The sequence below is a fragment of the Desulfovibrio sp. DV genome, assembly GCF_001936595.1.
Taxonomy (GTDB): Bacteria; Desulfobacterota; Desulfovibrionia; order Desulfovibrionales; family Desulfovibrionaceae; genus Solidesulfovibrio.
Genome location: NZ_MLBG01000001.1, coordinates 108,659 through 127,916, shown reverse-complemented (window position 1 = coordinate 127,916; position 19,258 = coordinate 108,659). Strand labels below are relative to the sequence as shown.

Genomic DNA, 19,258 nt, shown 5'->3' with positions numbered 1-19,258 from the left:
CTACAGCCCCAGCCCCATGGCCAGCATGGTGCCCAGCATGATGAGCGCCCGGCGCACCATGGCAAAGGCGTAGATGCGCTCACAGCCGGCCACCACGGGATGGTTGGCCTGATCCTGGGCCGGCTTGGCGTCGGCCCGCCAATCGGCCGCGACGAGAAACGAATCCGGCCGGGCGTAGGGAAAGCCCCAGCGGTCGATCCAGTAGCCGAGGTAGGCGGCCATGGTGACCAGGGCCAGCTTGTAGCCGGCCACGGGCAACTGCTGCGGCGAGACCACAGCCAGCATGGCGGCCAGCCCCACGGCCACGACCAGGCACAGCAACATGCGCGGGGTCAGACGCGAGAGCAGCGACGCCGTGGGCGCAGCCACCGGGGCGGCAATATCGGCCAGCGCCGAAGGCGCAGGCGACGCACTTTTCAAAACCATCTGTTCCAGCTTCGCGATCGAGCTGTCCAGCAGACCCGCCATGGCCGCGATGCTGGCCATGGGATCGACGGTTTGCGCGTCCTTGGCCGCCTGTTCGGCGGCGGCGGCAGCGGTTGTGGGATCGGCCATGTTATTTCCCTCCCGGGGTTTCATTGAGGATTTCGGTTTTGATGTCCGGCGTGAGGTCCTTGTCGTGGACGATCATGGCACGCAGCATCCGAAACAGGACGGTGGTGCGGTCCTTGAGATCCTGACGCAGCTCGGCGTGGCCCTCCTGCACCGCCTGCATGGTGGAGCAGACATGGGCGCGGCGCTCCTCGCACTGGCCGTGGCTGACGTAATTGCGTTTGGTGACAGCGTGGACCACCAGCGCCACAAGCAGCGACAGGATGGTCGTGATGCAGGCAGTCTCAAGGGCGCTAAACGTCACAACACGCCCCCTTAAGCTGGGATGACGCCGGTCATGAGATGGCCCGCGCCGACGAATTGGATGCACTCGTCGGTGTTCTGCCGGGCGCGCACCACGTCGCTGCGGATCTGCTCCTCGCGGTAGGTCTCGACCACGAGCATTTCCGGGGCGTCTTCCTCCCAGGAAAAGATACGGCCCAGGGACGGCTCGCGCAGATCCTGGCCGCCAGACGACACCACGCCCAGCATGGCCATGGTCGGCGACCAGACCGGGGAAATGGACTTGGCCTTTCCCTTGGCCGCCGCGTTGCGAACAGCGCCGGCGGCGATGATCTGGTCAACGCCGAAATAGGCCTGCAACTGCGGGATGGTGAGGTCGCCCCGGATGGCGTCGGGGTTGGAATACTTCACACGGTCGATGACGCTTTCGCACATGCTGACATGGCGCAGGACCGATTCGTCCAGGATCAGGGCGTTCGGCTTGAGGCCCGTGGACATCCGGATGGCTTCGAAGCCGGCGATGACATCGGCCCGGGGATCGGCGTCGGCATAGCTGTTCCAGGCCTTGCCGACAGCATGCCCGTCAAAGATGCCGGGATTAAAAATCTTGGAAGCCACCCGCTTTTCCAGCCGGCGCAAGATGATGCCCATGGCCCGGTAGGTGGCCATGGTCTCGGCGTCGAAGTAGTTGCGGTAGAGCTGGGCCTCGGAGTCGTCGATGGGTTCCTCGTAGCCGTTTTCCGAGCAGTTAAAATCCAGGAAATCAAATTCCCAGTCCCCTCGGGCGTAAGCAGTGCGGGGGGCGCGCTGGGTATCGACGTCCTCCAGGAGCGCCTCGGCCGGGATGACCGGATACTGGGCGGTTTTGAGCGGGGTATAAAACGGCGGCAGCACCAGCTGGGCGATAAAGCCCAGGCCGGCCGCAGTCAGGCTGTATTCAAAGGCCATGGCCCCAAGGTCGGGACGAATGATGGCTTTGGTCTGGGGCATCGGTGAGACCTCCTTGTGCGAATCGTGGCTAGCTCAGGTTGTGGCCGTAGCCGTAAGGGACGATCTCGATGACGCCCCCGGCGGTGACGGTGGCCAGGGACAAGCCGATGAGGATGCGATCGCCCACACCCGGATCGGCCGCCACCATGCCGGCGGCAGCCGCCACCACCAGCCCACCGGCCGCCACCGCGCCCGTGGCTTCCACCTCGATGGTGCCCTCGGTGTTGAGCAGCCGGACGCTGGTCAGATCGCCATCGGCCACGGCGTATTCGGTGACGCCGAGCGGTGACTCGGCGGCATCGCACAGGGCCGCCTCGCCAGCGACCAGGGTCACCAGCCGATACGAGTCCAGGGCCTCGGCGGCCGTGAAGGTGCGGCGGGATTTATGGACGGAAGCCATCTATTTCCCCTCCTTGTTGTTCTGCTTGGCGATCCAGGCGGCATGGACCGCCGGATGCGCCTTGGCGACGGCCGCCATGGCCTTGCCCTTGGACAGGCCCTTGGCCTGCTCGGCCATAACCAGGGCATCAAAATCCGGGGCGGCCGCGCGCGGGTCGCCCTGCTGGTTGAGGGGATCGGTGGTCGCTTGTTTGAGCAGCCCCAGGGCATCCTTGGCTTCCGGCGACAGTTCGCCGGGCTTCTCGGCCTGGGCCGGGCCGGTGCCGCTGCCCAGGGCCGCGCCCAAGGCCTTGGCCTGTTCGGCCGTGACGCCCGACCCCACCACAGCGGCGATGCGGCCGCCCTGCTCCTCGCCAACCAGCACACCCACGACGCCGATGACCCGGGCGCGCTCGCCCTCGACGGCGGCCGTAAGCGCGGTTTTGTGTTCGGCTTGCAGCCCGGTTTCGATCTCGGCGCGGAGTTCGCCGACCACGCCGGGATGCTCGGCCTTGAGTTTGGCCAGATCCATGTGCACCTCCTGCACGATGCGGTTGATAAAATCGGCGCGGCTTTCGAGCCGGTCCACCAGCCCCAGCTCCAGGGCCTGCCGGCCTAAAACAATTTTGCCGTCAGCCATGGCCAGGGCCTGCTGGGCCGACACGCGACGGCCGGCGGCCACCGCCTCCAAAAACAAGGCATAGGTGGCGTCGAGCTGCTCCTGCAGATAGGCCCGGGCCTCGTCAGTGAGCGGCTCGTCCTGGTTGCCCATGGCTTTGTAGTGGCCGGCGGTCAGGTAGGTGACATCGATGCCGGCCTGCGCATCCCAGCCCGACCAGTCGGTATGGGTCATGATGATGCCGATGGAGCCGATCATGGCCGAGGCCTGGGAGCAGATGGCCCGGGCCTGGGAGCCGATCCAGTAGGCAGCCGAGCACATGAGGTCGCCGGCGTAGACGTAGAGCGGTTTCGCGGCCGCCACGGCCCGGGCGATGCCGGCCAGCTCCTCGGTGCCGGCGACCGTGCCGCCGGGTGAGTCCACATCGAGCAGGATGCCCTTGACCCCGGGATCGCCCGCCGCCTGGAGCAGGGCCGCGCCGATCTGGCGCATGGAGGCGATGCCCCACCAGTAGCTGCCCTCCTTGGCGAGAGCGCCGTGCATTTCGATCACGGCCAGAGGTCCTACGCGCTGATAGAGCGGCTCCTCGCGGCCGTTGCCGGCGGCGGCCATGGCCGCTACAGCAGCAGCGTCGGGCAGCCCCCGGGCTTTCATGTCCCGAAACAGGCCGGCCAGCCGCCCAGGCTCCATGGCCCACAGGCGTTGTGTCTGGATGCTCACGCGGTGGCCTCCTTTTTGGTGTCCTCGTCATCGTTGGCCGGGATCTGGACGCAAACCGAAACCGAGGACGCCGCCGGCACCAAGCCGTAACGGGCGAAGGTGCGACGCTCCCGGGCGATCTTGCGGGCCATGGTCTCGGGATCCTGGCCGCGCGAGTACAGGATGTCGGTGACGGAGTCGGTCAGATTGTCGAGGCCGAGCTGCTCGCCCGTGCGCTCCTTGACGGTATCGATCTGGCCACGCGGCGGGCGGGTCCAGGAGGCAGAGCACCAGGCGTCGCGGGCGGCGTAAAAATCCGGGGCGTGTTTGGGCATGACCAGCATCCCGCGCCACCACGCCTCCTCCAGGACCATCTCCCAGAGGGGGTGCAGGTAGCCGCGCACGAACCAGTCCTGCAGCAGGGTGTGGAGTTTCCAGACCTCAAGCAGACCGGCCCGGGCCGACGAGTAGTTGGTCTGGGAAAAATCCTTGAACACGCCCTCGAAGGTCTGACCGGTGGAGGCGGTCACCAATTTTGACAGGCGGGTCATGAACGGATCGAAGCTGTCAGACGGCCGGGGGTTGGCCAGCAGATGCGGCTTGTCACCGGCCCGGCCGGTGATGAGCGTCCCCGGAACAAGCTCCTTGGGATAGGCATTGACCAGACCCGACTTTTTGGAGCCGTCGAGACCGATTGCACCCACGCCGCCCATGGCATCGTTGGCCGTCTCCATGAATACCGTCAGGCTGGCCGCGATGACCGCGCCCACCAGCTCGGAATCCACATAAGCCGAAATGTCGGAAAACAATTTCATGGCCGGGGCCAGGCGCGTTTCACCGCGCGGCTGTTCCGGACCGCAGGCATGGCGGCGATGCAGACAGCCCCAGCGGTGGCCAATCTTTCGGGGGACGCGCCGAAAGTAGGCGCTCGACAGGCCGGCCAAGGAACGGTTGTCCGGCGGCTCGGCCAGCCAGTAGGCAACCGGGCGGCCGTACTCGCCGATCTCGATGCCGCGCCGGATGCTCGAATCGTGCATCCGATCCGACGGGGTACGCAGCCGGCCCGGGTGCAGGGTCTGCAGGGCCAGGCCAAAATGCCGCCCGGGTTCCTCGATCCAAACCGGGAGATGGACAAATTCACCCATGGCGAACATGGAGCGCACGGCCTGATACTGCAGGTCATTGCAATGGTCGGTGTCGGCCGCGTCTGCCTCGCGGCACCAAACGTCCCAGGCCCGTTCGGCGCTCTCGGCAAAGGCGTCGGCCTCGCCGTCGGACAGTTTCAGCAGGGCGCTATCGGGCGTGGACTGCGGCCGCAGCCCGGAGCCAACGACATTGAGGGCCAGGGTATCGACACAGGAGGCGGCCAGCCCGTCGCTGCTGACCAGGGATTCGGCCCGGTCGCGGATGAGGTCGGCGTCGCGCTCGACGGTGTAGGGATTTTGGCGGACGGGGCTGAAATTGGCCATGGTCCCGTCACGGCTGGCCGCAGTGCGGCGCACTCCCTGCACCAGCCCGGCCAGGGCATCCATGCCGGCCCGGGCCTTGGCCCGACGCAGCCCACGCTCGGGCGAGACGTACCCGATGGCGCGATCCAGCCAGTTGCCGGCCATTACGATGACCGCCTGGGGATCAGTTCGTGGAATTGGGGGGAGCCTCGGCCGGCGGCCTCATCCTCTTTGGTCGGCAACGCATCCAGCCAATCGAGATGGTTCTGGATGTCCGGCAGATCGGCCCGGCGCAACCGGCGGGTGCCGATGGTGAACTCAGCGCCCGACGCGACTGCGAGAAGCGCCGCCTTCCAGGTGTCGATGTGGGTCTGCTTTTCCGCTCGGGTGAATATGGCCATGGGCGAGGGGCTAGCACACTCGCCTGGGCCGACTGGTGGACGATAAGGACAATAAGGACGATACGGACGGTTTTTTCAGGGGGTTTTCAGTGCGGGCGGGCCGCCCGGGAGGACAGGCGTGGCGCGGGTTTTAGGCGGGGAGGGAGGGATGCTAAATCGGGGGTCAAATTTGCATCGTCGAAAAATAGTTTGTCCGGCGACCTGGAACCAGGAAAGACAACGCCCCGGGCCGGACGGCGCGGGGGCGGTTTAAGCAGCAGGATCGGGCTGTTACGCTTGGATCTGGGACAGCATCGTGCGGGCCGCCGCCGCCAGGAACCCGGAGCGGGTCATGCCCTCGCGTTTGGCCGCCGCGTCGACATCGCGCAACAAGCCCTGGTTGATGGAGACACTGATGCGTACCGGTGGGGTTTCGCTGGCAGGCCCGGGGACCAACGCCACCCGCGCGCCGGACGGGATCGCCAACGCTGCCAACGGCGACGGCGGCGGCACCTCCCTGTCCAGGTCGCGCAGGGTGTGTATGTGCCCGCTGAGAGCATCCACGGCCATTTCCATGGCCCGGGCCTCGGTGTCGCCCTGGGTCAAACAGCCCGGGATAGAGTCAGAAAGACCGGCTTAGCCAACGGAAGTTATCTAAACAACGCCATTAGTTTCCACTTGCCAAGTTTTTTTCAAGTTCTTTTATATATTGCTCAATTAATCTTATCTTTTCCCTTAGCAATGCATTTTCATTCAACAAAGTGACAATTTCATCGTTTTCTTTACCCAATTTAGGGCTTGAGCCAGCAAGCGGAACAAATTGTAAACGCGAAAAATATCCAAATGCAACAACTAGGCCGATCAACAAGATGGAGATACTTATTAATAAACACAACTTCCTGCGCATATTGAAAATCCTTCAACTCACACACTATACCTTTTTCACATCTTTTCCAAGCAAGTAACCAGCTATTGTTCCAAGCAACCCAATTGCAGGAGCAATTTGCTGGTCATTATACCCAGCAACAACAAGAAATACTGTAACTATAATTATTATTATCGTTCCAAACATTCTAAGAATCGCCTCAGGTTGTTCAGCACCGGACTTCAGCAAATATGTTACAAATCCCAATACAACAATACAAAAAATCAATATTGACGCACACATTGTCATCGCACTTTGAGTAGTCCACCACACGACTTGCTCATTATTAACACTTTGAGAACCAGCTAATTCATGATTAACAGCATCAATTGCATTCTTGATTTCATCCAAAGACATCTCCATCTTTGAAAAACCTCCTATTTATTTTCCTTAATCCTCGCCTCAAGTTGACGCACATAGTCTTCAAGTAGTCTAATTTTTTTCTTTAGCAAGGAATTTTCTTTCTTTAACGCATCAACAATATTTGCATTACTACCAGATTGCTGCGCTAACGGAGGAGGAGGAGGAGGAGGAGGCAGACGATGAATCCCAGGACCATCTTGACTGAAAGCTGAAGCAAAACTTAGAAAAAAGATCAGAATAACAAGCGGCAAGGACATCCAAGAAAACATAGACACCCTCCTTTGGCCCATCTTTGTATTTAATTCCAAAAAACCAATACATTCCAAGCACGTATAATAAATTGACATAAATATTACTTAACAGCACTCACATGTCAATCATAAACATATCATTCACCATTACCCCACTATTATCCTGCACCTAGTCAGAAGAACTAATTCACACAAGGCACATCTCACATAACGTATCCACATTTTTCAACACGCTCTCTAATTTTTGCCATGCTAATCGTAAACCTGGGCGTTGCCGTTGCCGTCCATCATCACCCGGCCTGGTAACGCCCCTTGGCGTCGTAGATCCGCGCCTCGTCTCCGGCCAGGGCAGGCGACCCGGAGAGCGCGGCCGCAAACAATACCAACAGGCAAAGGACCCAACGCCTCATGATTCCACCCCGCTCTTGGCCGCCGCCTCTTTTTTGCGGATGTAAAGCTTCAGGCTTTTTTCCGGGACGCGCAGCCCCTTAACCGTGCCCAGCCTGACGTGGGCCAGTTGCTGCGACTTAATCAAGTCATAGACAAATGTTTTTGAGCAGTCGAGCCGCTCCATCACCTGCTTGACGTTGAGCAGCGGGCCGTGGGCGGTGCGATCGTGGGGCAGATTTGTCTGGCGCATGGGTGTCCTCGTTATCGGTTGGCCAGGATGGCGCTGGCACGGCTGGCGGCCTGGGCCAGGACGGATGGGGTGTCGCCGCCCCGGTGCTCATCGGCCCGGGCCGAGGCGTCGCCATCGTCCTGGTGCTCGAGCATGTAGCGCAGGGACGGCGACCAGGAGTCGTCCACGCAAGCCAGGGCGTTGGCGGTCGAGTCGAGCAAGTGGTTGTCGCGGTGGAGCAGCTCCCAGACGAGCTTGTTATTTTTGTCTTTGACCAGGCGCTCGGCCGACATCTGGCGGGCGAAATCATCGCCCACGCCGGCATGGAGCAGGATGGGCTGGCGCGCCTCGGCGGTCAGGCGCTTAAACAGCACCATTTTCAGGTGGTTGACGTCGAGCAGATAGAGCTGCAGCCCGCCGGGGATGGCCCGGCCAGAGTGCGGCAGCTTGTCGATGGTGGTCCAGGAGACAGGCACGTGGTGGTCCCGGCTGCGGCCCTTGGTCGGGAAAAGCCGGCCCTCGCCGCGCGAGCGGCACCAGGCGTAGACCTCTTCGGTGCGGGTGAGCACCTCGTGCTCGGTGGCGTTGCCGCCCGAGTCAATGGCCACGCGCCAGATGCCCATGTCCGTCCCGGGTTGGCCGAGCACCGGATAACGCGTCCCGTGCACCAGGGACATGACATCCTCCCAGGTGGAGATCTGGCCATAGTCGATGAGCCACCCCTGGAGCGTTGGCCCCCAGGCCACCACCGAAAACCAAAAGCTTTTGGCCTGGGTGTCGATGCCGCAGGTGAGGGCCACGGCCTCGGTGGGCACGGTCTTGGCCGGCAGCCACATGGCCCGGCGGGCCAGGACGTTGGCCTCCGACGACTCCATGGTCACGGCTTTGTGCGGCAGGGCGCAGCGGCCGTTTTTAAAGTCCCGCTTGACCCGGTCGTCGTCCGAATCATCGGCCGCGACCTTGTCGGCCGCGAACTCGGAGAGACTCACGAAACGTGACACCAGCGACGGCAGGTGAAACCCGACCGCACGCGGCCGATGCACGGGTTGGTCGGCGATCCATTCGCCGCGCGACACGGCCACGTTCCGGGCGTGGTCGGTCCAGTGATATTTGCAATGCGGGCATTTGTAGCGGCCGAGCTTGCGGCGCTTGATCTCCCGGGGATCGCGGCAATCCTCGAGCACCACCACGTGGGCCTCATCCATCACCTGGACCGTGCCGCACGACGGGCACGGCACATGCCAGCGGCGCAACTCGTCGCACCCCGTGGTGACGGTGACCCAGATCACGCTCGACTCATCACCCAGGGGTTTGGAGATTTTGAGGACTTTGCGCTTGCCCTCGTAGCTGATGACGCGCTCCTCAAATTCCGTGACCGGCGCGCCCTGGCCGGCCAGTTGGCGATAGAGGTCCACCTCATCCAAAAACAGATGCATGACCGACACGGACGCGCGCTGGCTCGGCGACTGGGCCGAGGCGAGGTAGCAGGTGGATCCGTCGGCCAGCTCCAGGGCACCCTTGGCGTAGCGCAAAAAGAGCTTGCGCAAGGTGGCCGAGCCTTTGATGCGCGGCAGCAGCTTTTTTTCGACAGCCCGGACCAGCGTATCCTCGTCGGGCATGGCCAGGAGCTTCGGCCCCGGGAAAAACTCCATGCTGTAAAAGAGGCAGGCAAAGAGCAGCTCGGACTTCGAGATCTGCGGCGAGGCGCAGACGGCCACTTCCTCGATGTGACGCTGGAAAAGGGTGTCCATGATGCCGGGCATGTAGGGCGTGACATCCATACGCAGCCGCGACCCGGCATAGGGACCGTCCTGCACCACGATATTGCGGGCTGCCCACTCCGAGGGGCGCGGGCGAACGCGCTTGCGGAAAATGCGGCGCTCGGCGTCCGTGAAGCGGAAAAATTCGGGGTCGCTCAAAGGGCTAACTCCTCGGCCAAATCCCGGCAAAACTCGCAAAGCGCCTGAGGTTCCGGGGCGTTCTCCAGTTCGGCTTTTTTGCGTCGCTCATATTCTCGCCAACGTGCCGCCTCATCAGCGGCGTCTGGTGGTGGTTGCTGTTCCATGGGGCTGGTCTACCTCGTGAGGCGAATGGGATTGGGGATGACATTTGTCGTCCCCAACAAAACAGACTACAGTACGCCCCCGCGGGCTTCTCCTGCACTGTGGACTGCAGCGGACAGTGTTTAGCCCATAGCCGTCACGCTTCCCCCATCCTCGCCATAGTCACGCAGATCCACCGCAACCCGGCCCGGCAAAAACCGTACTCGCTAAGACCGCCGCTGGAGATGACCGCCCCGAGGTCGTGGAGCGGATGCGGACCGGGTGCAATCACGACGCCATCCCCATCAAACTCCCCTGCCCCGCTCTGGCCGGGGCATAGTCCACCCGGAAAAACCCCAGCCGCCCCTTGCAGGGCATAAACGGCAGCAGCTTGGCGTCGGCAATCAGCCAATGCCACTGGCCCCGCGCCGCCCAAGGGGAAACGTGGTCGCGGGTGCAACCGGTGAAACGGGCCATGCCCACGATGCCGCCGGTCTGCCGGCCCTCCTCCGGGAAGCGCAGGCCACCGGCCAGGCCGTAGCGGGCGTGGTGCTCATAGAGCATGTCGCGGACGGCGGAGATCGAAAAGAGCGGCTTGGCGCTGGCCTGGATCAGCACCGGGCCGACATGCTTGGCCGGCAATACCCAGGTCCGGTTTTCGAGCGGCTTGAAACCGTTGACGATGAGCCAGGCCCAGGGCTGCTGGACAGAGAGAGCGAGGGTTGGGATTCGCATGACGCAGCCCTCTTCAAACCGCCAGCTCGGCAAACCGTTCCAGAAAGCGGCGATGCGCCTCGCGCGGCGACAGCCCGAACTGGTTGGGATGGCACAGGCCGATCTCGTGCAGCTTGTAGGGTTCCACCCCCAACTCCCAGGATTGCGGCGGCGGCAGCATCAGGTACTCCAGCTCCGTGGCCAGCATGGCCCTGTCCGCAGCCCTGACGCCAACGGGCATCTCGACAGGCAGCCCGAACCGGGCGCAAATCGCGTCACGGACGCGGTTTTCCAAATCCTTGAACTCCGGGAGCAACGATTTCAGCGGCGCGACCATGTCGCCCACATAGGCCTCGGTGGCATCATGCAGCAGCCCCTGCAGGGCGAGGTGGTGCGGCACGGCGCGGGACACGTACAGGCTGTGCTCGGCCACGCTGTAAAACCGCTTGCTGTGGCCGTTGAACCGGCACAGGTTTGCCAGGGATTGGGCGATGTCCTTGATGGACACCATGGACCGGTCCGGCCTGACCAGGTCAAAGGCCAAACCGCTAAACGTCTGGTTCCAGGGTCTGCCGCTCATGCCATGCTCTCCTTGTGTTGGGGTTTAGGCCGCGTCCGGAGCCGGATCGTCCAACGGATCCTCTGCCGGCCCGGCCACGAACTCCCGGTCCTCGGACCAGGCGTCCATCCAATCCGCTGTCGCCTCCTCCCACAGGGCCAAAAACTCCGGCAGCCGCGCCTCGTCGCCACCCACGGCGGCAATGATCCGCGCCCCCAGAAGCGGGCCGAAGTTCTCGATCTGCGCCCGGAAAAACTGCGCTCGGGCGGCCAGCCCGCGCGCGACCTCGGACCGGGCCACGAGCTGGCCCTCCAGTTTTTCGCGCCGCATTTTGGCCAGCAGCGCCTGCTCGGATTTGTGGTCGGCATCGGCCGACAACCGCCGTCGCGCTTCGGAGTTGAGTTTGCCGTCCTCTTCCTTGGCGGCCACGGGGAGTTTGGCCGCATAGGCCAACAGCACCGCCTCCTCGTACTGGCCCTGGGCATTGGTCGGGACGAGGCCGGCCTTGCAGTCCGCGTAAAACTTGGTTTTTTGGATGGCGAAACCGCGCCCCTGGAGGTAGGCCAGCGCGCCGGGCTTTTTGGCGAAAAGCCGGCCCTCGCCGGCCGGGCGGTCGGTGGCTGCCTTGTCGACCTCGTCGCGCACGGTGCGAAACGCCTCGACGTTGGGTTTGCTCGGGTCGTCTTTCATGCGCCTTTTTGCCTCTTCCTTGGCTCGCAGCAGGGCCGGCAGATCCGTAGCCGCGCTGCGCTCGATGTAGGGGGTCAGGTCCTCGGTCATGCCGCGCCCCCTGCCGCCGGGAACGGCCGACCATCCAGGGCCACGGCCACGCCGCCCGTGTGCTCCTGCCAACGGCGGATGATGACGTCGCAAAAGCGCGGATCCAGTTCGAGGGTGCGGCAGACCCGGCCCAGGCCCTCGCAGGCGATCAGCGTGGAGCCGGATCCGCCAAAGGGATCGATGACCAGGCCGCCCGGGCGGCTGGAATTGCGGATGAGCCGCTCGAGCAGCGCCACCGGTTTCATGGTCGGGTGGTCATCACTCCTGGCGGGTTTGTTGACGCTCACGAAGGAGCCGGGCGCGACCTCGACGGTCAGATCCTGGCCGGAGATGAGATAGAGATCGTCGCCGGCCGGGATTTGCACCCGGCCGTCCGGCAGGATGACCGCGCCGGGCAGCGCCTCGATAAGGGTGGACTGGCGGCGGCCGCCGAACCAGGCGTGGCCGCCCGTCGGCTTCCAGCCGTAGAGGATCGGCTCGTGCTGCCAGTGATAGTCTGCCCGGCCGAGCACATGGATGTTTTTGCGCCAGATGAGGCACGAGGCCAGCTTGAATCCGGCCGATTGAAACGACTCACGAAACGTGAGTCCCTCGGTGTCGGAGTGGGCCACGTAAGCTGCAGCGCCATCGGCCAGCGCGCCATAGAGGGCGGCGAAGGCGCGGCCCAGGAACTCCCGGAATGCGCCGGCCGCCATGTCGTCATTGAGGATCTTGCCGGCCCGGCCCTCGACAGCCACGTTGTAGGGCGGATCGGTGACGGCCAGCTCCGGACGCTCATCGATGAGCAGCGCCGCATACGCCGCCGGCGCGGTGGCGTCGCCGCACAGCAGCCGATGGCGGCCGAGACGCCAGACGTCGCCCGGCCGAGTGACCGGCGTTTCCGGCAGCGGCGGTACGTCGTCAGGATCGGTTCGTCCCTCGAGCGGCAGCAGGGCCAGCAGCGCATCCAGCTCGGACACGTCAAAGCCGGTCAGGGCCAGATCCATGTCCAGGTCGCGCAGTTCGTCCAGCTCCAGGGCCACCATCTCATCGTCCCAGGCCGCCCAGGTCGCAGAGCGGTTGACCAGCAGCCGAAAGGTGCGGACCTGCTCCTCGGACAGATCGTCGGCCAGGATCACGGGCACGGTTTCCAGCGCCAGGCGCTTGGCAGCCTCGAGGCAAAGATGGCCGTTGACCACCTCGCCGCAGGAGCGGGCCAGCACCGGCACCCGAAATCCGTATTCCCTGATCGACTCCATCATGCGCTCCACCACCGATTTCCCGTATTTCCGCAGGCTCCGCCCGTAGGGTCGCAGCCTATCCACCAGCCAGTATTCGAGTTTGAGAGTTTGCATCCGTCAGTCCCCGTGCTACCTCCTCCGGGCCATGCATGGCTGGAGGGTTGGGGTTTCCTGGTCGGACGTTCCCGCACATCCGGCCGCCGGCAGGAGTTGGCGCTCCGGTCGGCAGCCCTCCATTTACCGCCGCGCCGCCTCCCGGCCGCGCCAATAGTCCAGGCTGGTCCAGCCGGCGAAGACCAGCCCCACCGGCTCCGCTCCCAACCGCCGCACGATGGCGGCCGACTCCCCGACAGCATCGGGCCGGCCGCGAAGCGGCGTCAGGCCTTTGGCCGCTCGCAGCCCGCCAAGCCGGGCGAACCACAGCACCGCCTCGAGACACTGACCAAAAAACAGCGTCCCCACCCGGGCCATGGCCTCGGCAGGGACATCGCCGGCCGGCCGCAGCGCCAGGACGCGCTCGTCAGCCGCGGCCAGCCCGGCCACCAGCACCGGCTCCACCCGGTGCGTGGCCATAGCCTCGAGCAACTCCCCCAGGGGCACCATGCCCAGGGCGGTCACGTAGTCGGGATCGAGCCAGCGCACGGCCGGCGCGGCCGCCGAGACTTCGGCTGACAACGCCCCGGAAACCCCGCCATCCGCCGGCAATTCGGTTGACAACGCCGCCGTTTCGGCTGACACCGCCGGCGCTTCCTCAGCCGCCACGTCCCCGGCGACCGCGCCCCCCGTCCCCTCTTCCGGTTTTTCCCCCTCCCCTTTGGGCGGCTGTCCAGTCGGCAAACGTCCTGGGAGCATCGCCGGCGGCAGCCCGGCCAATACCCAGGCGCGCAGGTTCGCGCCTTTTTCAAAGGCTTCACCGGGATCTTTGCCGACCGGGCACGGCCACCTTTTCGCCCGTGGAAACGACGCGGCCCAACGCTGCCAGCCCTTGGCCCCGGCCCCGCCGGCCCCCTCGGCGTCCAGGGCCACCAGGATCGACTTGGCCCGGGCCAGGGCCGCGTGGATGTCGGCCGCAATTTTCTTGACGTTGGCGGTCTGTACCGAGACCACGCCGATCAGGTCGCCGAGCTGGTGGTGCAGCATGAGCGCATCCAGTTCGGACTCGACCACGACAAAAGCCGCAGACTCCGGGGCCAGGATCATGGCGTCCATGGAGCTGCCCGGGATCACGTAATATTTCTTGCTTGGGTCAAACCGCTGGCGGTCTTCGTCCGGCCGCCGGATGCGCAGGCGCAGCACCGGGCCGTCCGGATCGGCCGGCAGCTGGGGAATGACCAGCCCGCGCGGGAGCCAAAAGGTGGTTTTGGGCTTGTCCTGACCGGGCTTGGCCTCGAGCGGCGGCAACCCCCAGGAGGCGCGCGGCCGGATCAGGCAGGACTTGCCCTTGTCGCCCGGATTCCAGCCCAGCCGGTAACGCACAACCGCGTCCAGCGGCAGGCCCCGGGCGGCCAGCCAGGACAACCAGGTGGGGTTGGCCAGCAGATGCTGGTGGGCCCAGGCGGCAAAGGCCGTGGCCTTGGTCGACCAGACCTCCACCGGCGGGACCGACGGCGTGGCCTCAAACGGATCCTGGCCGGCGGCCGGACGCGGCACCCGGGGCAAGGCGGCCGTAGACCTGGGGGTGGCCATGCCCAGATGCTGGCAGGCCTCGGCGTAGCTCATGTTCTCGAAATCGCGCAAAAACTGGATGGCATCGCCGTAGGTCTCGCACTGCCGGCACCAGTACCCGCCCATGCCGCCATGGTCGCCGGGGCGGACCATGCAACGGTCCTCGCCGCCGCAGGCCGGGCACGGCGCGGCCCATTCGCTGCCCGTTTTTTTCACGAGCCTCAGCCCGTGGGCCTCAAACAGACCAAGGATGTCGGCGCTCATCGCGGATGTCCTGATTGCATGGCAAGGTCCTGGCAATATCCTGGCTCTAACAACCTATTATCTTTTCCTTTTTTAAAAAGTAGGACAGTAGGACAGGATGACATGGTATGCTCCGAGCCGAGTACAGCGTTTTTAGACGGCATTACGTGCCGTGGTCCTGATGTCCTGGCGCACCCTTCCATTCAGAGTCCGCGCCCCTTCCCGCCCCCAGGACAATCCAACGCGGGATGTCCTGGCCAATGTCCTATGTCCTGGTCACCAAGCCGGTTTGTCGCCCCACCCTGAAAGGTCGAACCCCTTGTCCTTGCTGTTCTTTTCGGGATAGGCGTCTTCCGCGTCCGGGTTGAGGCGCACCTCGTAGTAGTAGATCACGCCGCCGCGCCGCTCCTTGTGGATCTTGCGGCCGAGGTGTTTGCCGAAAGTGTTCATGGTCGGCACATATTTGCCCCGGTTTTTGAGGTGCCAGCGGGTGTACAGTTCGTAGATCGCGGTGGCCGTGACCCGGGTGTCTTTCTCTTCCGGCGTCCGGATCAGGCACTCCTCCACGAAATCCTGGATGTGATCCTCTTCGCGCTTGTATTCCTCGGTGGCGGCCAGCACCGATTTCGGCGGCAAGATGCCCTCGGACTGCCAGAGCAGGCAGCCCCGGACCAGCCAGGCCAGAATGCCGGGCAGCTCCTGCTCCAGGCGGGCGGGCAAAGTGCGGTCCCGAAGGCGCTCCCCCTCCCCTTTGGGGTTGTCCACGTAGCGAAACGGGAAATTGACCAGGCGCAGCCGGTCCCAAAAGGCGTACTCGTGCGCCCCGGCATGGGGACGATGGTTGGTCAGGAGGAAAAGGGTGTGCGTCGGGTAGAAGCTGCTCGGGTCGCGGTCCCACATGTAGCGGCCGGTGAGCCGGTCATCGCCCGACAGCCACTTGACCCGGGAGATCGAAAACCGGCGGTTGTCGTCAGTCTCAGCGGCGTAGGCGATGCGCAGCCCGTTGAGACTCATGATGGTGGGCGTGGGTTTGTCCGCGTCCCGGGCCTGCCCCTGATCCAGGAGCAGCTCGGCCGGGATCGGCCCCATGTAGTCGCCAAGCACTTTGCCGAGGGTCTCGACCATGACCGTCTTGCCGTTTCGGCCCTCGCCGGCCAGCACCACAAACAGCGGTTCGGATGAGAGGCCGGCCGCGGCATAGCCAAACACCCGCTGGATGAATGCGGCCACCTCCGGATCCTCGCCCACGATCTCCGTGACAAAGGCATCCCAGGTCGGGCACGGCGCATCGATCCCTTCCCAGGCCACGCCGCAGGTGCGCCGCAAAAGATCCGTGGGCCGGGCGTCGCGAAACTCGCCCGTGCGCAGATCCACCACTCCGTTGGCCACCCCGAGCAGGTACGGATCCGCGTCGAAATCCTCCATCCGCACCAGCAGGGGATCGTCGTTCGAGAGCGCAAACCGCAGGCTGGCCGTGACCCCTGACCCCTCGCGCAGATCGTCGATGTTTTTGCGCAGGCGCTTGCACAATTTATCCAGCCGTTTGACCGTCTCGTCATCATGGGCTTGTCTGGCCTCGGCGATCTGCGCCTCAAAATGGAGCCGCGTCTCATCGTACCGGGCGACCACGGCCTCGACCGCAGCCTCGGCCCGGTAGACCGTGACCTGCTTCCAGTAGGAGCCGGTCCATTCAAACCACTGGCCCTTGAGTTCCGGGGCGCACAGCAGCCGCCCCCGATGCATGGCCGCGAACATGAGGCCGTCGCCCTTTTGCCCGGCGTAAAGGCAGCGCTTCACGAATTCGTGGTCGACAGCAGGGGTGGTGGCCGGAGGCGTTGCCGCCCCTTCCTCCTTGACCCTGCGTTCGACCAGCTCCCGGGCCTGGGCGATTTCTTCCGGCGTCGGATCGGACTTCGAATCAGACATTTTCAGCAATCCTGTTGGGTTTGGCGGCCATCAACAGCCCGCTGCCGAAGGTTTTTCCGTTTTTCCGCCAGATTTTTTCCGCAAAAATCCGCGACCACCCGCACCCAACGTGCGCGACCATTTCCAGGTCCCGGGAAGGACCCGCAGAACGGCCAGGGGTGCCCATGCGGCCAGGACATCCGTGGTCTGCTCAAGGTGGAGGAGGAGAGAGAGGGCGCGCCGGGAGAGCGCCGCGCTCACGCGCGGCGGAGCGGTACGCCTTGAGCGCGGCGGGCGCATGTCCTGACCCCAACGCGAGGGCACATGCCCCCTGCCCGCCCCGCTCAAGGCGGCGACATATGCAGTCCAGGGGCTGAATGCTGACGGGGACGGATAAGCGAAAGGAGAAGTAGCTTAGTCGGCGAATCGCAGATGACGGGGAAGCAGAGGTGAAAGGAGAGAGCGTTGATGCATGGTCCCGGCGGCGCTTGGGGCTACCCGGGGAGTAGAATCCAGGCCTCCGGAGCCAAAGGCCGTAGGTTCGAATCCTACATTGCCCACCAAAACCGAAGTCAAAGGGTCGCGACATACCGTCGCGACCCTTTTTTCGTTGCCGGCTAACACATGGCTAACGTCGTTGCCGAAATCGCGCCTGTAGGCTACTGCCGGACGATGGGCAGCCCCGGGCGCACATCAAGACCAAGTACGAGGGCGTATTGTACCGCGAATCGACTGTCCGCAAGCCCGGGCAGCCCGTGGACCGCACCTACGCGGTCTGCTACCACGATGCCGCCGGCTAGCTGGGGCATCAGCGAGACACTTGGCCCGGCGGCCATCCGTTCCTACCGCTTTCTCATTCCGTCCCAGGACTTCTACGAATAGAGCCACAAACCCCCGACGCCAAGCCACCTCCTCCATCACCCTGCACGACGACGGCGTCATGACCCTGGCCGGCAATCCAGAACACACTACAATGCCGGACAGCGAGGTGTCTCATGAACCTGAAAGTGCTGCTTCTATGCGTTATGTTTCTTACTCAGGCGGTTCCGGTCCTGGCGACCACCTATGAGGTCGGACCCGGAAAATCCTCTGCGAACATCGGCGATGCCCCCTGGGAAAGCATGCGTGCCGGCGATTTGGTGCTGATCTACTGGCGGGATACACCCTACCAGGAAAAGTGGGTAATCGCGGTCCAGGGCACCGAGCAACAACCCTTCACGGTTCGAGGCGTGCCCAATGCCAACGGCGAGTTGCCCGTCATAGACGGGCGAAACGCCACCACACGCAGCAGCATCAATTTCTGGAGCGAGGAGCGCGGGGTCGTCAAAATCGGCGGAGCAAATATTCCAGCCGTGGACGAGCCAAGCTGGATCGTGGTGGAGAACCTCGACATCCGAAGCGGCAGAACGCCTTACCAGTTCACCGGTCGAAACGGTCTCAGCGATTATGCCAACAACACTGCCGCGATCTATGTCGAAAACGGCCGGAACATTATCCTCAGAAACTGCATCCTACGCGATTCTGGCAATGGCCTCTTCGTATCACACGCCACCCGTGACATTCTCATCGAACGTTGTCGGATTTACGATAACGGGATCGCAGGAAGCATCTACGAGCACAATGCCTATACCGCCGCAATTGGTATCCTCTACCAGTTCAACTTCTTCGGTCCATTACGCGCTGACTGCCTGGGCAACAATTTAAAGGATCGCTCCGCCGGCCTCATCATCCGGTACAACTGGATTGAAAGCGGTAATCGGCAGCTTGACCTTGTGGATGCCGAGGACAGTTCAGAAATCGTGAATGACCCCAGCTACCGCAAGACATTTGTGTATGGCAATGTCTTAATCGAACCGGAAAACGCCGGGAATAGTCAGATTCTCCATTATGGAGGCGACAGCGGCGACAAGAGCAAATACAGGAAAGGAACCCTCCATTTCTATCAAAATACGGTCATCTCGACGAGAACAGGCAACACGACCCTGCTGCGTCTCTCAACCAACGATGAAACCTGTGACTGCCGCAATAATATCGTCTGGACCAGCGCCTCGGGAACCGCTCTCGCCCTGCTCGACCAAACCGGAGTGCTCCACCTTTCTCACAACTGGCTGAAGGCGAACTGGACGGACAGCCACAGCGGGCTCACGGGCACCATCTACGACGATGGCGGCAACATCACCGGCGAAGCCCCCGGGTTCGTGAATGCCGGCATCCAGGATTTCCATATCTCCCCTTCATCCCCGTGCATCAATGTCGGCACCGCCTTGCACCCGGAGGCGTATCCAGTACTTTACCAGTACAAGAAGCATCAAAGCTACGAGCCCCGGCTTTCCAAGGGCAAGCCGGATCTGGGAGCCTTCGAGGCCAAGGGCACTTGGACGCCCCCCTTTCTGTTGCTCCTGAAATAATCTTCATATCGACCGGACATTGTGACGGGCCGCCCGAACCAGCTTGGGGCAGCGTTAACGCAAAGGAATTATAACAGATATCAATTAGCATACAACTCCATCTATTCGTCATTCACGGGGCAGGCTCCGCTGCGTCCCAATTTATCCTTCCCTGGCGGCGAAACGGCATTGACCGGATTCGCCGACGGTGTATTAAAAGATAAACAGTGGCATCCC

Annotated in this window: 21 protein-coding genes; 1 reads left to right on the top strand and 20 read right to left on the bottom strand. The window is 63.4% G+C overall.

The genetic code is table 11. The features are described from left to right. The 20 genes from DVDV_RS00515 to DVDV_RS23715 all read right to left on the bottom strand — a co-directional run bounded on the left by DVDV_RS00515 (position 1) and on the right by DVDV_RS23715 (position 16,776). A complete protein-coding gene (locus tag DVDV_RS00515) occupies positions 1-555 on the bottom strand; it encodes a putative holin (RefSeq protein WP_139311464.1) in 555 nt (184 codons plus the stop codon). A gap of 1 nt (position 556) precedes the next feature. Then, entirely contained in the window at positions 557-856 is a 300-nt protein-coding gene (locus DVDV_RS00510) for a hypothetical protein (RefSeq protein ID WP_075352776.1), read from the bottom strand. Between the two features lie 11 nt (positions 857-867). Further along, complete coding sequence (locus DVDV_RS00505; protein ID WP_075352775.1) at positions 868-1,824, bottom strand: hypothetical protein; 957 nt, start codon at positions 1,822-1,824, stop codon at positions 868-870. Positions 1,825-1,852: 28 nt separating this feature from the next. After that, positions 1,853-2,224 (bottom strand): hypothetical protein, encoded by a 372-nt coding sequence (locus DVDV_RS00500; RefSeq protein ID WP_075352774.1) that lies wholly within the window; start codon positions 2,222-2,224, stop codon positions 1,853-1,855. Continuing rightward, the gene (gene sppA / locus DVDV_RS00495; RefSeq protein WP_075352773.1) at positions 2,225-3,541 is read right to left on the bottom strand and encodes a signal peptide peptidase SppA; all 1,317 of its coding nucleotides are present in this window, start codon (positions 3,539-3,541) and stop codon (positions 2,225-2,227) included. Further along, complete coding sequence (locus DVDV_RS00490) at positions 3,538-5,133, bottom strand: phage portal protein (protein ID WP_075352772.1); 1,596 nt, start codon at positions 5,131-5,133, stop codon at positions 3,538-3,540. Before DVDV_RS00490 ends, sppA begins: the two co-directional genes overlap by 4 nt. Continuing rightward, positions 5,133-5,369: a DUF6148 family protein gene (locus DVDV_RS00485; protein ID WP_075352771.1), complete on the bottom strand. Its 237-nt coding sequence runs from the start codon at positions 5,367-5,369 to the stop codon at positions 5,133-5,135. The genes DVDV_RS00490 and DVDV_RS00485 overlap by 1 nt, the downstream gene beginning before the upstream one ends. Before the next feature lie 270 nt (positions 5,370-5,639). Continuing rightward, positions 5,640-5,954, bottom strand: coding sequence for a type II toxin-antitoxin system HicB family antitoxin (locus DVDV_RS00480; protein ID WP_175577033.1), 315 nt, complete (start codon positions 5,952-5,954; stop codon positions 5,640-5,642). 61 nt (positions 5,955-6,015) lie between these two features. Then, on the bottom strand, positions 6,016-6,255 hold the full coding sequence (locus tag DVDV_RS21970; protein ID WP_139311463.1) for a hypothetical protein: 240 nt from the start codon (positions 6,253-6,255) through the stop codon (positions 6,016-6,018). 24 nt (positions 6,256-6,279) lie between these two features. Next, on the bottom strand, positions 6,280-6,624 hold the full coding sequence (locus DVDV_RS21965; RefSeq protein WP_139311462.1) for a hypothetical protein: 345 nt from the start codon (positions 6,622-6,624) through the stop codon (positions 6,280-6,282). Positions 6,625-6,650: 26 nt separating this feature from the next. After that, on the bottom strand, positions 6,651-6,905 hold the full coding sequence (locus DVDV_RS21960) for a hypothetical protein (protein WP_139311461.1): 255 nt from the start codon (positions 6,903-6,905) through the stop codon (positions 6,651-6,653). Between the two features lie 388 nt (positions 6,906-7,293). After that, positions 7,294-7,527, bottom strand: a complete 234-nt coding sequence (locus tag DVDV_RS00475) for a helix-turn-helix domain-containing protein (RefSeq protein WP_075352770.1) — start codon at positions 7,525-7,527, stop codon at positions 7,294-7,296. An 11-nt stretch (positions 7,528-7,538) separates the two neighbouring features. Next, on the bottom strand, positions 7,539-9,425 hold the full coding sequence (locus tag DVDV_RS00470) for a terminase gpA endonuclease subunit (RefSeq protein WP_075352769.1): 1,887 nt from the start codon (positions 9,423-9,425) through the stop codon (positions 7,539-7,541). A gap of 411 nt (positions 9,426-9,836) precedes the next feature. Continuing rightward, the gene (locus DVDV_RS00465; RefSeq protein WP_075352800.1) at positions 9,837-10,283 is read right to left on the bottom strand and encodes an ASCH domain-containing protein; all 447 of its coding nucleotides are present in this window, start codon (positions 10,281-10,283) and stop codon (positions 9,837-9,839) included. A gap of 13 nt (positions 10,284-10,296) precedes the next feature. Next, on the bottom strand, positions 10,297-10,842 hold the full coding sequence (locus DVDV_RS00460; RefSeq protein WP_075352768.1) for a hypothetical protein: 546 nt from the start codon (positions 10,840-10,842) through the stop codon (positions 10,297-10,299). A gap of 24 nt (positions 10,843-10,866) precedes the next feature. Then, positions 10,867-11,601, bottom strand: coding sequence for a hypothetical protein (locus DVDV_RS00455; protein ID WP_075352767.1), 735 nt, complete (start codon positions 11,599-11,601; stop codon positions 10,867-10,869). Next, positions 11,598-12,935 (bottom strand): DNA modification methylase, encoded by a 1,338-nt coding sequence (locus tag DVDV_RS00450; protein WP_075352766.1) that lies wholly within the window; start codon positions 12,933-12,935, stop codon positions 11,598-11,600. The genes DVDV_RS00455 and DVDV_RS00450 overlap by 4 nt, the downstream gene beginning before the upstream one ends. Before the next feature lie 123 nt (positions 12,936-13,058). Further along, entirely contained in the window at positions 13,059-14,750 is a 1,692-nt protein-coding gene (locus DVDV_RS00445) for a CHC2 zinc finger domain-containing protein (protein ID WP_075352765.1), read from the bottom strand. A gap of 255 nt (positions 14,751-15,005) precedes the next feature. Beyond that, complete coding sequence (locus tag DVDV_RS00440; RefSeq protein WP_075352764.1) at positions 15,006-16,655, bottom strand: phage/plasmid primase, P4 family; 1,650 nt, start codon at positions 16,653-16,655, stop codon at positions 15,006-15,008. Continuing rightward, positions 16,648-16,776 carry a hypothetical protein gene (locus DVDV_RS23715; protein WP_303046316.1) on the bottom strand — a complete coding sequence of 43 codons (129 nt, stop codon included), beginning with the start codon at positions 16,774-16,776 and terminating at the stop codon, positions 16,648-16,650. The genes DVDV_RS00440 and DVDV_RS23715 overlap by 8 nt, the downstream gene beginning before the upstream one ends. Positions 16,777-17,629: 853 nt before the next feature. Here DVDV_RS23715 and DVDV_RS00435 point away from each other — a divergent pair. Further along, positions 17,630-19,042 carry a right-handed parallel beta-helix repeat-containing protein gene (locus tag DVDV_RS00435; protein WP_075352763.1) on the top strand — a complete coding sequence of 471 codons (1,413 nt, stop codon included), beginning with the start codon at positions 17,630-17,632 and terminating at the stop codon, positions 19,040-19,042. Positions 19,043-19,258: the final 216 nt, after the last annotated feature.